The organism is Prosthecomicrobium pneumaticum, assembly GCF_014199915.1.
Taxonomy (GTDB): Bacteria; Pseudomonadota; Alphaproteobacteria; order Rhizobiales; family Kaistiaceae; genus Prosthecomicrobium; species Prosthecomicrobium pneumaticum.
Genome location: NZ_JACHOO010000003.1, coordinates 415600 through 430385, shown reverse-complemented (window position 1 = coordinate 430385; position 14786 = coordinate 415600). Strand labels below are relative to the sequence as shown.

Sequence of the window (14786 nt, the reverse complement as noted above, 5' to 3'; positions counted from 1 at the left end):
CGCTGCGCAGGCCGTCGTGTGCGGGCGCACCGGCCACTCCGGTCTATGGCGCCAGCCGGAGATAACGCGAGGGGTGGAGGTCGGTGAGGGTCGCGTGCCAGCCCTCGAGCTGCGGCGCGACGAGCGCGAGCGCGGAGTAGCGCAGGAGCGGAATCACCGGCGCCTCGTTTGCCACGGCTTCGGCGGCCCGGCGGATCCGCTGCGCCCGCTGCTGCGGATCGCCGGTCCGCGCGGCAAGGCCGAGCAGCTGGCGGAAGGCCGTGCTCTTCCAGTGGCTGACGTTGACCGCTTCGTCATCGGGCCGCAGCGCATCGAGCATCGCGACGCCGTCCGGTTCCGCGGCGATCCAGCCGGTCCGCGCCACCTCATAAGGCTCGCCCGCGGCGAGCCGTTCGAAATGGCGGCGGTTCGCCTCGCTCTCGACCTTCGCGTCGACGCCGATCGTGCGCCATTGCGCCGCTACGGCGGCCGCCGTCTCCTCGTGCGCCTTGCCGGTACCGACGCGGATGGTGACGGCGAGCGGCTTCCCCGGGCCGAAGCCCGCGGCGGCGAGCAGAGTACGGGCCCGCTGGCGCCGCGCGGCGATCGGAGCCTCGGGTCCGGAACCGGGCGCGAGGCCGGGCGGCAGGAAATCCTCGGCCGGCAGCATGCCTCCCTGCCAGACATCGGCGGCGAGCGCCGGCCGGTCGATCGCGAGCGACAGGGCCCGCCTCACCCGCACATCCGAGAGGGGCGGCCGACGCGTGTCGAAGGCGTAGTAATAGGTGCCGAGATAGGGCGAGACGCGGAGCGCCGCGCCGAAGCGCGCGCGGGTCGCGGCGAAATCCTCGACGGGCGCATCGGCGCAGAGCTCGACCTCCCCCGCCGCGAAGGCCTCGCCGCAGGCCTCGCCGGTCTCGAAGAACCGATAGGTCACGCCGCGCGGCCCGACCGTGTCCGCCGCCCGATAGCGCGGATTGCGGACGAGCTGGAGCGCGCCGTCCTTGCCCTTTCCGGCGAGGCGGAACGGGCCGTTCGAGACGAGCTTGCCCGGCTCCCAGGAGGCCGCGCCGAGCTTCTTCAGGGCCGCGGCATCGACCGGCATCGCCGCCGGCGCGGCGAGCCGCATCGGCAGGGTGGGCGTCGGCCGCTCGAGCACGATTTCGAGCGTCGTCTCGTCCAGCGCCGTGACGCCGAGCGTATCGGGCTTCGCCGTGCCGCGCCGCACCGCATCGGCATTGCGGATGACGAGGAGCGGACCGGCCCCGGCCGAATCCGTATCCGCTGCGAACAGCCGTCTGAAGCCGGCGACGAAATCGGCCGCCTGCAGCCGGTCATTGTTCGACCATCGCAGGCCATCGCGGAGCGTGAAAGTGTAGGTGAGCCCGTCGGGCGAGACCGTCCATTCCGAGGCGGCGCCCGGAACGGCGCGGCCGAGCGCGTCGAACGTCGTCAGGCCTTCGAACAGATCGGACAGGATGGCCGTCTCGACGAAACTCGACGCTTTCTGGGGGTCGAATGTCGCGGGCTCCGCCGTCACGCCGCGGCGGATGAGCGGTCCCTCCTCCGCGGCGAGGGCCGGCGTCGCCATGGCGAGCGCGGCGACGAGGGCGAGGAACGCGGCGGAACGCATGGAGGGCAACTCCTGACGGGGGCGGGTGTCGGGCCGGAGGGCGTCGCGAACCGAGATCAGACCATCGCGACGATCGCCGCCCCCGTCGCCGCGGCGAGGCGGCACGGGTCGACTTCGAAGACGGCCTTCGGCGTGCCGGCCGCCGCCCAGACCGTCTGATGGGTGAGAAGGTCGCGATCGATGAAGGTCGGCAAGGCACGGGAGTGACCGAAGGGCGGGATGCCGCCGATCGCAAAGCCCGTCTCGGCCCGCACGAAGGCGGCGTCGGGCCGGACGATCGGCTCCCCGAGCAGAGCGGAAGCGACCTTCTCGTCGACCCGGTTGGCGCCGGAGACGAGCAGAAGCACCGGCCGGCCGCTCTCGGCACCGCGGAAGACGAGCGATTTGACGATCCGGCCGACGACGCAGCCGCAAGCGCGCGCCGCATCCTCGGCCGAGCGCGTCTCGGCCGGCATGACGACGGGTTCGACGACGAGGCCGAGCGCCTCGGCGGCCTTGCGCACCCGCCCGAGGGCATCGCTCTTCTCGCTCATCGGCCGGCCTCCGGATTGGGGAGTGACGCCGGCCCATGGTCCGGCAGGGGTGCATGTTGCATCGGAATTTGATAAACGAAATGCAAATCTTCGCTCTGTCGCCGCCCGAAGGAGATTTCCATGACGGAGACGCCGGACCGCGCCGGACCCTCGAATGTCCGCAAGCTCAACGAGGCGATCCGCAAGGTCCGCGTCGCCGAGACCGAGCGCAGCGACGTGGTGGTCGAATTGCGCGAGACCGAGCGGGCCCGGCTCGACATGCTGGCCGACGAGTTGCGCGGCGTGTTCGCCGAGGTGCCGGCCGAGGACGAGCAGTTCCTGTTCGAGATGGCGCAGGGCATGCAGCCGCGCCTGTGGATCGACGTGACGAGCTTCGTGATGATGGCGCGCGACCGGCGCACCTATCGCTTCGTCAAGGACACGCGGCTCGGCCGTACCGTGATCCTCGAGACCGCCCATCTCGACGACATGGCCGACTGCGTGACGCAATACATCGCCGAGCGGGTGATCGAGCGCGAACGGGCGATCGAGGGCGACTGGCTGGTCAAGCGGATCGCCCGGGCCGAGGAAGCGCCGAAGCCGCGCCGCACGCTCGACCTGCACGCCACGCAGCCCGCCCCGGCGCCCGCGCCGCGGGCGGCGACCGCGGCCCTCCTGGCGGCCTTTCTCGGCGGTGCGCTGATCGGCATTCTCGGCCTCTTCGCCTATGCCTGGATGCGGGTCTGAGGCCACCTGAACCCGCGCCTCACGCGACCCGCCGCTCGCGCACCGTGCCGATAGCGGCGCCCTCGTCGCCATAGCCGCGCTCGACCTGCAGGCAGCGCCAGGCACCCGGCTCCCCCTCGATCCGGAACAGATTGTAGCGCGCCGCCGGCTTCTCGCCGCCCGGCGCATTGGATGCGGAGGGCACGCCGACGACGGGGATCGGCCCGTCCGGCCCGTCGATGCGCACGAAGGTGTCGAGATGGGTATGGCCGTGCAGGACCAGCTCGGCGCCGTGCTGCCGCAGCATCGCCCGCACCCGGCCCGAGCCGATCAGGCGCTTGTGCCAGGCGGTGGCGTCCTTGAAGGGCGGATGATGGATCAGCACGACGCGGAACAGGCCTTCGGCGCGCAGCCGGGCGAGCGCTTCCCCCGCGAGATCGAGCTCGGTCGGCGGCACCGTGCCGGTCGCCATCAGCGGCGCGGAGGCCTGCGCGGTCGAAAGGCAGACGAGCCCCACGGGTCCCCGGCGGCGCACGAAGGGGAAGGTGACGCGCTCGTGCAGCGCGCCCTCGTCTCCGAGCAGATAGGGCCGCCAGGCGCGACAGGCCGCCTTGAGGGCGCCCGGCACATAGGCGTCGTGATTGCCCGGCACCACGCTCACGTGATGCGGCGGACCGAGCGCCTCGAGCCAGAGGGCGGCGGCAGCGATCTCCTGAGGCAGCGCGATGTTGACGAGATCGCCGGTCACGGCGACATGGTCGGGCGCCTGACCGCGCATGTCCTCGATCAGGTCGGCGAGGATCGGGCCGGCGAGCGCCTTGATGCGGTTGCGCTGCCAGTTGACGTAGCCGAAGAAGCGCTTGGAGGCGAGTTCGAGGGTCTTCGGCTTCGGCAGCGGCCCGAGATGCGGGTCCGAGAGATGGGCGAGCTGGAACATCGGCGACGGGGTTAGCCGACCGGGCCGGCGCGGTAAAGCGGAAGGCGGCGCGGCGCGACGCCCCCGCTGCGGAAAGATTGGGCAGGCCGATCCGGCCCGCCCGGCCCGATCAGAGCCGGCCCTCGATCGCGTCGCGGAAAAGGATTTCGTAGTCCTTCGCCGTCACCGCGACCGGATTGCCGCCGGTCGAGGGATCGTGCTCCGCCATCCGCGCCGCCTCGGGCAGAACGTCGAGATCGACGCCGATCTCCTTCAGCGTCGAGGGGATGCCGAGATCGGAGCGCAGCCGCAGCACCCAGTCGATCACGGCCGGCGCTCCGGAGCCCGGCAGGTCGAGATAGCGGGCGAGCGCGGAAAGCTTGTCGCCGATCGCCGGCGCATTGAAGGCGAGCACATAGGGCATCACCACCGCGTTGGTGAGCCCGTGATGCGTGCCCCGCAGGCTCGAACAGGGATGGCTCATCGCGTGCATCGCGCCGAGCCCCTTCTGGAAGGCGACCGCGCCCATCGAGGAGGCGACGAGCATGAAGGCGCGCGCCTCGACCGCGCGGCCGTCCTTCACCGCGACCGGCAGCCATTCCTTGACGAGGCGCATCGCCTCGAGCGCGATGCCCTGGCTCATCGGATGGAAGAACGGGCTCGAATAGGCCTCGAGCGCATGGGAGAGCGCGTCCATGCCGGTCCAGGCGGTGATCTTCGCCGGCAGGTCGAGCATCAGCTCGGGGTCGGAAATGACCACTTTCGGCAGCATCAGCGGATGGAAGATGATCTTCTTCGTATGGTCGGCCGGATCGGTGATCACCGCGGCGCGGCCGACCTCGGAGCCCGTGCCGGCCGTCGTCGGCACGGCGACGATCGGCGCGATGCCGGCGGGATCGGCGCGCGTCCACCAGTCCTCGCGATCCTCGAAGTCCCAGACCGGCCGGGTCTGGCCGCTCATGAAGGCGATCGTCTTGCCGACATCCATAGCGGAGCCGCCGCCGAAGGCGATCACGCCGTCATGGCCGCCGGCGCGATAGGCGGCGAGCCCGTCCTCGAGATTGGCGAGCGTCGGATTGCCGTCGACCTTCGAGAACACCGCCGTCGCGACGCCTGAGCCGGCGAGGATGGCGAGCGCCTTCCCGACGATCGGCAGGGCGGCGAGGCCCGGATCGGTGACGAAGAGCGGCTTCGCGATGCCGGCGCTCGCGAGTGCCTCCGGCAGCATCGCGATGCGCCCCGGGCCGAAACGGACGGCGGTCGGGTAGGACCAGTTGGCGGTCAGGGAAGGATAGCGGTCGAGCATGATCGGTCCTGTTCTCTCCGTCTTCGGCGCCGCCGCCGTCAGACGGTGCTCGTCTTGAGGTGAAAGCTCTTCGGCCGGGTGAGGTGCTCGTAGCCGACGCGCGACAGCGAGGCGCCGCGCCCGGTCTGCTTCACCCCGGTCCAGGCAAGGCCCGGATCGACATAGTCGCAGCGGTTCATGAACACCGTGCCGGTCTCGATCGCATCGCCGATCCGCTCCGCCGCCGCGACATCCTCGGTCCATATCGCCGCGGTCAGGCCATAGGGGCTGTCGTTCATCAGCCGGACCGCCTCCTCGTCCGAATGGACCTTCATGATACCGAGCGCCGGGCCGAAGGTCTCCTCGGTCATCAGCCGCATCGAATGATCGACCCCGACGAGCACCTGCGGTGCCAGATAGGGCGTGCCCGCCCTCGCCTGCGGGAAGCGGGCCGCGTCGATCAGCGGCGTCGCGCCCGCGCGCACGGCCTCCTCGACCTGGTCGCGGACGAAATCCGCCGCCGAGGCGCGCACCAGCGGCCCGAGCGTGGTCTCCGGGTCGGTCGGATCGCCGAGCCGGTAGCCGTAGACCGTCTCGACAACGCCGGCGACGAAATCGTCATAGACCGCGGCGTCGACATAGACCCGCTCCATGGCGCAGCAGCACTGGCCGGAATTGAAGAAGCCGCCGTCGACGATGTTCTCGATCGCATAGGCAAGGTCGGCGTCGGCGCGGACATAGGCGGGATCCTTGCCGCCGAGCTCGAGCGTCGTCGCGGGGAAGTTCGGCGCGCGGGCGACCGCGGCCATCACCGCCCGCCCGCCGGCGACGGAGCCGGTGAAGCCGACCTGATCGACGAGGCCGGAGGCGATCGCCGTCTCGGTGGTGGCGTGGTCCATGTGGAGATACTGGAACACCCCGTCCGGCAGACCGGCTCTGGCGAAAGCCGACGCGAAATGCTCGCCGACCAGCGCGGTCTGGCTCGAATGCTTCATCACCACCGCATTGCCGGCGATGACGGCGGGCAGGACGGCATTGAGGGCCGTCATATAGGGATAGTTCCAGGCCGGCAGGTTGAGGCAGACGCCGAGCGGCTCGCGCTTCAGATAGCGCCTGAAGCCCTCGCGCGGGCTCGGCACGACATCGGCGAGCGCTTCTTCCGCGATCGCGATCATGTAGCGGGCGCGCTCCTCGAAGCCGCGCATCTCGCCCTGCGCATAGCGGGCGGGCCGGCCCATCTGCCAGGTGATCAGCTCGCCCACCTTCTCCTTCTCCGCGAGCATGGCATCGACGAAGGCGGTTGCGACGACGAGCCGCTCGGCGAGCGGCACGGAGCGCCAGTCGCGCTGCGCGGCACGGGCCCGTTCGAGCGTGGCGATCGCCTCGGCGGGGCCGGCGAGCGGCCGCTCGGCATAGACGGAGCCGTCGACCGGCGTGACGATTCGGAGCACGGGCGCGTTCATGATCTCCCTTTCAGCAGGCGAGCGCGGACATGGCCGGCGCGCGATGTCGAGAATGAGGCGGGGAGTGCCACCGGCGTCCCGGTGGCGCAACGGTTTCGCACCTTCTCCCCGATCGACACAGGGCGTCCGTCAATACCGTTCGAAGCCGCGCTGCAGCTCCCAATCGGTGATGCGGCGGTCATATTCGAACTGCTCCCAGCGGGCGGTGTGCAGATAATGGTCGACGACATCGTCGCCGAGCGCGGCGCGCAGCGGGGCGGAGGCATCGAGCGCGGCGATCGCGTCGCGCAGCGTCTTCGGGATCTCCTTGAGCGCCGCGCCGCCATAGGCGTCGCCGACGAAGGCCGGCTCGAGCGGCAGCGCCCCTTCGATGCCGTGCAACCCCGCCGCGAGCAGCGCCGCGAAGGCGAGATAAGGGTTCAGATCGGCGCCGCCGATCCGGCATTCGGTGCGGATCGCCTTGCCCTCGCCGACGACGCGATAGCCGGCGGTGCGGTTGTCCATCGACCAGATCGCCTTGGTGGGGGCGAACGTGCCGGCCTGGAAGCGCTTGTAGGAATTGATGTAGGGCGCGAGGAAGAGGGTGAGATCGGAGGAGAGTGCGAGCTGGCCCGCGAGATAGGCGCGCATCAGCGCCGACATGCCGTCCGGATCGGCCGCATCGCGGAAGAGCGCCGTCTCGCCCGCCTCATCCCACAGCGAGGAATGGATGTGGCAGGACGAGCCGGCGAGGTCGTAGCGCCATTTCGCCATGAAGGTGATCGCGCGGCCCTGCAGATGGGCGATCTCCTTCATCGCATTCTTGATGAAGACGTGCCGGTCGGCCATGTCGAGCGCCTCGGCATAGCGCACGTTCAGCTCTTCCTGGCCGGGCCCCCACTCGCCCTTCGAGTTCTCGACCGGAATGCCGGCGGCGGCGAGGCCGTTGCGCATCGCCCTGAGCAGCGGCTCGTTCTTCGTCGTCTGGAAGACGTTGTAGTCCTCGATATAGGTGCCCATCGTCTTCAGCTGCCGCCAATGCTTGGCGTCGGCCGATTCATAGGTCTCGTCGAAGGCGTAGAATTCGAGCTCCGAGGCGAAATAGGCCTTCATGCCGCGTTCGGCGAGCCGCTTCAGCTGCCGCTTGAGGACCGTGCGCGGCGCGTGCGGCAATTCCTCGCCGTGATGGTCGCAGACATCGGCGAGGACGAGCGCGGTGCCCTCGAGCCACGGCACGCGGCGCAGGGTGGCGAGATCGGGCTTCAGCACGAAATCGCCATAGCCTTTCGCCCAGCTCGCCGCCGCATAGCCCGGCACCGGCTCCATGTCGATGTCGACGGTCAGCAGGTAGTTGCAGGCGTGCGTCTCCTCGAGCGCGCCGTCGAGGAAGAAGCGCCCGGTGAAGCGCTTGCCGACCAGCCGGCCCTGCATGTCGGGAAAGCACACCACGACGGTGTCGATCGCACCGCCGTCGACGGCGCGGGCCAGATCCTCGAGCGTCAGACCACCCTTCATGGGTCACTCCCCGTGCCGCCTGGTTCGTGCCGGGCGGGCTTCCTGTCGTCGTCGGGCGGAGGGAGGGCGACGCCCTCCCTCCCGTCGTCCTCAGCCGTAGCGATAGGGCGCACCGGCCTTGCGCATGGTCTCGGCGTAATTCTTCAGGATGTCGACCACCTTCTTGTTGCGCTCGCCGGTCGCGGCGATCTCGTCCCAGAACTTGAGCGCCTCGTCCTCGACCGTCTTCCACTCCGCCTCGGGAATGGTGGTCAGTTCGAGCTTGCCGCCGGTCGTCCGGTAGTGCGCCTCACCCCACCAGTACCAGTGCTGCCGGTAATAGTGCGAGCTGTCCATGGCGAGATTGAACAGCGTCTTCAGATGCTCGGGCAGCGCATTCCACTTCTCGGTGTTGGCGAAATAGGAGCCGGCCCAGGCGCCATTGATGTTGTTGGTGAGGTAGTACTTGTTCACGTCGGCCCAGCCGACCGTATAAGCCTCGGTCGCGCCGCACCAGGCGACGCCGTCGAGTTCGCCGGTCTGGATCGCTACCTCGATGTCTTCCCAGGGCAGCGTCACCGGCACGACGCCGAAGCGGGTCAGGAAGCGTCCGCCGGTCGGGAAGGTAAAGACGCGCAGGCCCTTCAGATCCGCGACGCTGCGGATCGGCTTCGTGGTGACGAAGTTGCAAGGGTCCCAGGCGCCGGCCGACAGCCAGGTGACACCCTGGACCTCGCCATAGGCCTCCTGCCAGATCTCCTTCAGGCCATACCAGTTCCACAGCACCGGCACGTCGAGCGAATAACGCGAGGCGAAAGGGAAATACGCGCCGAAGATCGCCACATCGACCGGCGAAGCCATCGAATCGTCGTCGCTCTGCGCCGCGTCGATCGTGCCGGACTGGACGGCGCGAAACAGCTCGCCCTGCGGCACGAGCTGGTCGGCCGTGAACAGCTCGATCGTCATCTCGCCGTTCGCCGCCTTGTTGAAGGCGTCGATCGACGGCTTGATGACGTGTTCGGCGAGCGCCGGGCCGGCATAGGTCTGCAGCCGCCAGGTGATCGGCGACTGCGCCTTGACATAGGGCGCGGCGAGCGTCGTCGCACCCGCCGCGGTGGCGGTGACGAGGCCGGCGGACTTCAGGAACTCACGCTTGTTCAGCTTCTTCGAGGGGCCGTCGCTGTTCATCTTCCCTGTCTCCTTTGTTGTCGTCGCCTCGGCGGGATGCGGAGGCCCCGTCCCGCCGGTAGAAAAAATGGAAGTAACTCGACGCTCGAGGTCTCCTCTGGTGGCTCACCGGCCGGAATAGAGATGCGGCAGCCAGAGCGCGATCTGCGGAAAGATCATCAGAATGACAATGGTGAGAACCATCAGCAGGGCGAAAGGAACGATCGACCGATAGATGTCGCCCAGCGTGATCTCGGGCGGCGCCAGCGCGCGCATCAGGAAGAGGTTATAGCCGAAGGGCGGGGTGATGTAGGCGATCTGGCAGGTGATCGTGTAGAGGATGCCGAACCAGATCGCATCGAAGCCGAGCTGCCGGACGAGCGGGATGTAGAGCGGCGCGACGATGACGAGCATCGCCGTATCGTCGAGGAACATCCCCATCACGATGAAGGAGAGCAGCATCAGCACGAGGATCGTCCAGGGCGACAGATCCCAGCTGTTCAGAAGCAGATTGCCGATCGCCTTGACCGCGCCGAGCCCGTCATAGACGGAGGAAAAGCAGAGCGCGCCGAGAATGATCCAGAGGAACATGCAGCTGATCGTCAGCGTGTTCCGGGTCGAGATTTCGAGCACCTTCCACGTCAGCCGCCGCTCGACCGCCGCAGCGAGCGTGGCGAGCAGCGCGCCGACCGCCGAGCTCTCGACAAGGCTCGTCACGCCGGTGAGGAACAGCCCCATCATGACGCCGAACACGGCGAGCGGCAGCAGCCCCTCGCGCAGCAGCGAGAGCCTCTGCCGCCAGCTGATCTGCGCCTGTTCTTCGGCTGAGAGCGCCGGACCGAGGGCCGGATTGATGCGACAGCGTATGTAGATATAGAGGGCGAACAAGCCCGCCATGAGCAGGCCCGGCAGGATACCGGCGAGCCACAATTGCAGCACGGGCTGGCGGGCGATCATCGCATAGAGAACGAGGACGACGCTCGGAGGAATGAGGATGCCGAGCGAGGAGCCGCCCTGGATCACGCCGGTGATCAGCACCTTGTCGTAGCGGCGGCGCAGCAGTTCCGGCAGCGCCACGGTGGCGCCGATCGCCATGCCGGCGACCGACAGGCCGTTCATGCAGGAAATCACCACCATCAGGCCGATCGTGCCGAGCGCCAGGCCGCCGCGCACCGGCCCGAACCAGACATGGAACATCCGGTAGAGATTGCCGGCGATGCCCGATTCCGACAGCACATAGCCCATGAAGACGAAGAAGGGCACGGTGATCAGCGGATACCAGTTGAGCACCTGGAAGGTGGCGTTGAACGGCATCTCGAAGGCGCCGTCGCCCCACAGCCAGAGCGCGGCGATCGTGCCGACGAAGCCGATCACGCCGAAGACACGCTGCCCGGTCGCGAGCAGCAGCATCATCGTCGCGAACATGAAGAGCGTTATGAGCTCCGAACTCATGCGAAGGGCCTCCCCCGCGCGATCGCGAGATCCTTGAAGAAGCTGGCGATCGCCTGCAGGAGCATGAGCAGCACGCCGATCGTCATGACGAGCTTGATCGGCCAGAGCGGCGGCGCCCAGGCGGTGTAGTTCTTCTGCCCGAAGGTGAAGGCGTAATGCGTGCTCGAAATGCCGCCGGCGAGGAGCACAACGAGGAAGGCGATGACGAAGAGGATGGTGATCGCATCGGTCACGGCACGCCGGCGCGCCGACAGCCGGTCGTAGAAGAGATCCATCCGGACATGCGCGCCCTGCTGGAAGGAATAGGCGCCGCCGAGCAGGTAATAGGCCGAGAGCACGAATTGCGAGGCTTCGAGTGCCCAGTTGACCGGCACGCCGAGCACGACGCGCGACAATGTCGACCACAGCAGGATCGCCGCGAGCACGAAGAACAGCCCCATCGCGAAGCGGCCGACCGCCAGATTGATCCGGTCGACGGCGCGCACGAAGGCCTTGATCGGTTCAGGCATGCCGCTCGCTCCGGTTCTGCATCGCCGCCTCCGGCATGACGAAGACCTCGATCGCCCGCGCGAGCCGGTCGGCCCAGGCCTCGACGCCCGCCGCATCGGCGACGAGGTCGTTGCGGACCTCGATCATGACGTGCGGAATGCCGCGCAGGAGACCGTGCCGGCGGATCGTGTAGTCGACATGGTCCTTCGCCGAGTAAGGCTCGTTGTCGCCGACGACGAGCGCGGGATCGGCGGCGAGCGCGACGCGCATCGGATCGGCGAGGCGGCGGTCCTCGGTCGTGATCAGGCCGACATGCCAGGGCCGTGCGACGCCGCGGAACACCGGCGTGAAGGAGTGCACCGTGACGAGCGCGGTCGGCCGCCCGGCCTCGAGCCGCCCGGTCACGAGCGCCTCCACCGCGGCGTGGAAGGGCGTCCAGCAGCCGGCGATGCGCGCGGCGCGCGCCGCCTCGGAGAGGCCGGCATTGCCGGGGATCGGCGTCGTCTCGGAAAGGGTGCTGATCGCGTCCGGCCTGTCCGGATCGCGGTTGCAGTCGACCACCAGACGGGAATATCGCTGCAGCACCGCGTCGCCCGAGAAATGCGCGGCGAGACGGCGCGTCATCGCCGCGGCGCCGGGGTCCCAGGCGATGTGCGCGCGCAGCGCCTCGGCCGGCAGGCCGAGATCGCCGAGCGACGCCGGCAGCCGGTTCGAGGCATGTTCGCAGACGAAGACATAAGCGCCGCCGGTCCCGTCGATCCGCTCGACGGGCGACGCCTCACCCTCGGCCAGAAGTCCAGACGTCACGTCCGATTTCCCCGCATTCCCGCGGCGCCGATCGCTTTCCGATCTTGTGCGCCGCTCTGGAATAGACGTTACAATAAGCGCCGAGGCCGTCAATTCTGAAATGACGGCATCACACGCATACCGATTGGGCAGGAGGCATGGATGACGAGCGGGACGGCCTCGGTCGCGGACAGCCTTCGCCGCGCGCTCGACCGGATGACACCGAACGAGCGGCGCGCGGCGCATCGTCTGCTTGCCGATTATCCGCTCGCCGGGCTCGACACGACCGCCCGCTTCGGCGAGGCGGCGGGCGTCTCCGCCCCGACCGTCCTGCGCATGGTGGCGAAGCTCGGTTTCCCGAGCTATGGCGCCTTCCAGGATGCGCTGAAGGCGGAACTCGCCGCGCGGGCCGCGCCGCCGCTCACCAAGGGGCTCGCCGGCGCGGCGGCCGGCGACGACCTGCTCGCGGCCTTTACCGCGGCGGCCGCCGCCAATCTGGCCGAGACGATGGCCAATCTGCCGCGCGCCGAATTCGCCGCCGCGGCGCATCTCCTCGCCGATCCGCGGCGGCCGCTGCACCTGCTCGGGGGCCGCTTCACGGACCCGCTCGCCGAATATATGGCCGCGCATCTGCGCGTGCTGCGGCCGCAGGTCCGCCGCATGACCGGCCAGCCGGAGGCCTGGCGCGACCGGCTGCTCGATGTCGGCCGCCGCGACGTGCTGTTGATCTTCGACATCCGCCGCTATTCGCGCGACCTCCTCGCCCTCGCCGAGCGGGCGGCGGAGCGCGGCGCATCGATCGTGCTGATGACCGACCAGTGGCTGTCGCCGATCTCCAAGGTCGCGAAACACGTGCTGCCGGCGCATGTCGTCGTGCCCTCGGTGTGGGATTCCTCCGCGGCGCTGATGGCGGTCGCCGAGGCGCTCGTCGCCGCCGTGGTGGCGGAGCGCGGCGAAGCGGCCCGCGACCGCCTCGCCGCGCTCGAGCGGCTGCGCGGCGAGGCGTAGAGGGCACTTCAACCCGAGGAAGTCCATCACCCCGACCCTCTCCCGCGGGGCGGGAGAGGAGGTCCAACGGGTGCGCCTCGCCCCCTAGGCGGGCCGCCTCTGCTCCAGAGAGGGGCCGGCCGGCCCCTCTCCCGCCCCGCGGGAGAGGGCTTCGCATCTTAGCGAGCGAAGCGAGGTTAGATGCGAAGGGTGAGGGTGCTCTTCTTCAGCCGACCGAAGAAAAGCCCTCACCCCCGCCCTCTCCCCACTCGGCTCGGCTGTTGCCGAGCCGAGCGCGGAAAAGGCGAAGTCGGCAACAGCCGACTTCGCCGGCGGGAGAGGGCGGGCCCGGCCGTGGTTCTTGCGGAAGAGGGGGCAACAGCGCGCGGGAAGGTAACCGGTGGCGTGGCCCTACCCCTCCTCCGCCGCCCTTCGCCACGCCGCCGCATAGGCGGACAGGTCGATCGGCAGGGGCGCGACCGGGGCGGGGTCGTCGAGCGGGGGCGGTGCCGCCCGCGGGCCGGCGGCGAGCAGGGCGGCGCCCTCCGTGGTGCCGGTCGCGTCGGGCCGGGCGATCACCGGCCGGCCGGTCAGGCGGGCGAGCGCGGCGAGGTAGACGGCGTTCCGCGAGACCGGCCCCTCGACGATCGAAGGTCCGTCCGCCCCGGTGAGCGCAAGACAGGTCGTCGAGACGAGCGCGGAGTAGAGGCTCGCCGCGGCGATCCGCTCGCCCGCCGACAGCGTCGCCGGATCGACCGTCCAGCGGCCCTCGCCGAGGCCGAACGGCCCGGTCCGGCCGGCGAATGACGGCAGCGCCATGATGCCGGCCGCAACGACGCGGGCGATCTCGGCCGGCGTCGGCTCGCCCCGCAGGCCGCCGGTCAGAATGTCGTATTCGCGCCCCGCCATATAGCGCGCCGAGGGCACGGGGCGGCCGAAGGCATCGGTGTTGGCGAGGCAGTCGCGCGCCGGGTCGAGCCCCTCGATCGAGCCGCCGACCGCGAAATGAATCAGCCATGTGCCGGAGGAGAGCACCGCGAAGGGCGGCCGTCGGGCGACGATGTGCGGCAGCAGGCTGGCATTCGAATCGTGGATGCCGGCGACGACGCGGCAGCCGCGCGGCAGGCCGAGCCGGTCGGCGAGCTCCGGGCGGATCGGCCCGGCGGTATCGGAGGGATGGACGAGCGGCGGGATCCGCCGCGCCCAGCCGCGATCGACGGCGAGACGCGAGAAGCCGCCCGCCCGCGGGTTCCACAGGTCGGTGTGGCAACCGAGCGAGGTCGGCTCGCAGACCAGCGCCCCGCAGAGCCGCCAGACCCAGTATTGCGGATAGAGAAGGATCGCGCTCGCCCGGTCGAAGGCGGCGGGAAAGGTCTCCTCGAGCCAGTAGAGCTGCCGGCCGACATTGAGCCCGGCCGGAAGGTCTGGCGAAAAGGTCTCCCAGAAGTCGCCGCGCAGGCTCCGATAGGCCTGCGCGACCGCATCGGGACCCGGATGCTCGTAATCGAGGATGGGCAGGACCAGCCCCTCGGCGTCGAGGAGCGCGACCGCCGCCCCATGCGTCGTCGTCGAGATCACCTCGATCGTCGCGTTTCGGGCGAAGGCGGCGAGCCCGTCGAACAGGAAGGCGGCGAGGCGCTCGACGTCATAATGCGGATAGACGTCGCCGCGCACGACCGTGTTCGGTGTCGCGATGCGATCGACGAGCGCGCCGCTCTCCCGGTCGACAAGGGCGAGCTTCGCATTGGTCTTGCCGATGTCGAGGACGGCGACGGCGCTCCGCGGCACGGCGCGCCTCAGCCTCTTCCGGCGGTCGACGGGGCGACGATCGGCATCACGTCTCCAGAGATCGAACGGCCCTTCGTGCCCTCTGCCGCTTCGCGGTAGAAAGCCGCTTCCACCCCCTCTCCCGCCGCGC

At 69.6% G+C, this 14786-nt stretch carries 13 protein-coding genes; 2 read left to right on the top strand and 11 right to left on the bottom strand.

Going from position 1 to position 14786, the window contains the following annotated elements; all coding sequences use genetic code 11:
* Positions 1–43: 43 nt before the first annotated feature.
* Both GGQ63_RS09145 and GGQ63_RS09140 read right to left on the bottom strand, forming a co-directional pair.
* Positions 44–1612, bottom strand: a complete 1569-nt coding sequence (locus GGQ63_RS09145; RefSeq protein WP_183854905.1) for a peptide ABC transporter substrate-binding protein — start codon at positions 1610–1612, stop codon at positions 44–46.
* Between the two features lie 56 nt (positions 1613–1668).
* Positions 1669–2145, bottom strand: a complete 477-nt coding sequence (locus GGQ63_RS09140) for a YbaK/EbsC family protein (RefSeq protein ID WP_183854903.1) — start codon at positions 2143–2145, stop codon at positions 1669–1671.
* Positions 2146–2265: 120 nt separating this feature from the next.
* Here GGQ63_RS09140 and GGQ63_RS09135 point away from each other — a divergent pair, with 120 nt between their 5' ends.
* Positions 2266–2871: a hypothetical protein gene (locus GGQ63_RS09135; RefSeq protein ID WP_183854901.1), complete on the top strand. Its 606-nt coding sequence runs from the start codon at positions 2266–2268 to the stop codon at positions 2869–2871.
* A gap of 19 nt (positions 2872–2890) precedes the next feature.
* Here the strand turns inward: GGQ63_RS09135 and GGQ63_RS09130 are convergent, their stop codons facing one another.
* The 8 genes from GGQ63_RS09130 to GGQ63_RS09095 form a co-directional block, all read right to left on the bottom strand.
* A complete protein-coding gene (locus GGQ63_RS09130; protein ID WP_183854899.1) occupies positions 2891–3787 on the bottom strand; it encodes a metallophosphoesterase family protein in 897 nt (298 codons plus the stop codon).
* A gap of 109 nt (positions 3788–3896) precedes the next feature.
* A complete protein-coding gene (locus GGQ63_RS09125) occupies positions 3897–5072 on the bottom strand; it encodes an iron-containing alcohol dehydrogenase (RefSeq protein ID WP_183854897.1) in 1176 nt (391 codons plus the stop codon).
* Between the two features lie 38 nt (positions 5073–5110).
* Positions 5111–6514 carry an aldehyde dehydrogenase family protein gene (locus GGQ63_RS09120; RefSeq protein ID WP_183854895.1) on the bottom strand — a complete coding sequence of 468 codons (1404 nt, stop codon included), beginning with the start codon at positions 6512–6514 and terminating at the stop codon, positions 5111–5113.
* Between the two features lie 129 nt (positions 6515–6643).
* Positions 6644–8008, bottom strand: coding sequence for a glutamine synthetase family protein (locus GGQ63_RS09115; RefSeq protein ID WP_183854893.1), 1365 nt, complete (start codon positions 8006–8008; stop codon positions 6644–6646).
* Positions 8009–8098: 90 nt separating this feature from the next.
* On the bottom strand, positions 8099–9175 hold the full coding sequence (locus tag GGQ63_RS09110; protein ID WP_183854891.1) for a TRAP transporter substrate-binding protein: 1077 nt from the start codon (positions 9173–9175) through the stop codon (positions 8099–8101).
* A gap of 105 nt (positions 9176–9280) precedes the next feature.
* On the bottom strand, positions 9281–10606 hold the full coding sequence (locus tag GGQ63_RS09105) for a TRAP transporter large permease (RefSeq protein ID WP_183854889.1): 1326 nt from the start codon (positions 10604–10606) through the stop codon (positions 9281–9283).
* Positions 10603–11115, bottom strand: coding sequence for a TRAP transporter small permease subunit (locus GGQ63_RS09100; RefSeq protein WP_183854886.1), 513 nt, complete (start codon positions 11113–11115; stop codon positions 10603–10605). Before GGQ63_RS09100 ends, GGQ63_RS09105 begins: the two co-directional genes overlap by 4 nt.
* On the bottom strand, positions 11108–11902 hold the full coding sequence (locus GGQ63_RS09095) for an N-formylglutamate amidohydrolase (RefSeq protein ID WP_183854884.1): 795 nt from the start codon (positions 11900–11902) through the stop codon (positions 11108–11110). Before GGQ63_RS09095 ends, GGQ63_RS09100 begins: the two co-directional genes overlap by 8 nt.
* Before the next feature lie 141 nt (positions 11903–12043).
* On the opposite strand from GGQ63_RS09095, the gene GGQ63_RS09090 reads away from it, so the two are divergent.
* On the top strand, positions 12044–12889 hold the full coding sequence (locus tag GGQ63_RS09090) for a MurR/RpiR family transcriptional regulator (protein WP_183854882.1): 846 nt from the start codon (positions 12044–12046) through the stop codon (positions 12887–12889).
* A gap of 390 nt (positions 12890–13279) precedes the next feature.
* Here the strand turns inward: GGQ63_RS09090 and GGQ63_RS09085 are convergent, their stop codons facing one another.
* Entirely contained in the window at positions 13280–14656 is a 1377-nt protein-coding gene (locus GGQ63_RS09085) for an FGGY family carbohydrate kinase (protein WP_183854880.1), read from the bottom strand.
* Between the last annotated feature and the right edge of the window lie 130 nt (positions 14657–14786).

What these genes read in the sequence shown, in the direction of transcription:
- GGQ63_RS09135 (WP_183854901.1), top strand. Translation starts at nt 2,266, where the DNA reads ATGACGGAGACGCCGGACCGCGCCGGACCCTCGAATGTCCGCAAGCTC.
- GGQ63_RS09125 (WP_183854897.1), bottom strand. Translation starts at nt 5,072, where the DNA reads ATGCTCGACCGCTATCCTTCCCTGACCGCCAACTGGTCCTACCCGACC.
- GGQ63_RS09105 (WP_183854889.1), bottom strand. Translation starts at nt 10,606, where the DNA reads ATGAGTTCGGAGCTCATAACGCTCTTCATGTTCGCGACGATGATGCTG.
- GGQ63_RS09110 (WP_183854891.1), bottom strand. Translation starts at nt 9,175, where the DNA reads ATGAACAGCGACGGCCCCTCGAAGAAGCTGAACAAGCGTGAGTTCCTG.
- GGQ63_RS09130 (WP_183854899.1), bottom strand. Translation starts at nt 3,787, where the DNA reads ATGTTCCAGCTCGCCCATCTCTCGGACCCGCATCTCGGGCCGCTGCCG.
- GGQ63_RS09120 (WP_183854895.1), bottom strand. Translation starts at nt 6,514, where the DNA reads ATGAACGCGCCCGTGCTCCGAATCGTCACGCCGGTCGACGGCTCCGTC.
- GGQ63_RS09090 (WP_183854882.1), top strand. Translation starts at nt 12,044, where the DNA reads ATGACGAGCGGGACGGCCTCGGTCGCGGACAGCCTTCGCCGCGCGCTC.
- GGQ63_RS09145 (WP_183854905.1), bottom strand. Translation starts at nt 1,612, where the DNA reads ATGCGTTCCGCCGCGTTCCTCGCCCTCGTCGCCGCGCTCGCCATGGCG.
- GGQ63_RS09100 (WP_183854886.1), bottom strand. Translation starts at nt 11,115, where the DNA reads ATGCCTGAACCGATCAAGGCCTTCGTGCGCGCCGTCGACCGGATCAAT.
- GGQ63_RS09115 (WP_183854893.1), bottom strand. Translation starts at nt 8,008, where the DNA reads ATGAAGGGTGGTCTGACGCTCGAGGATCTGGCCCGCGCCGTCGACGGC.
- GGQ63_RS09140 (WP_183854903.1), bottom strand. Translation starts at nt 2,145, where the DNA reads ATGAGCGAGAAGAGCGATGCCCTCGGGCGGGTGCGCAAGGCCGCCGAG.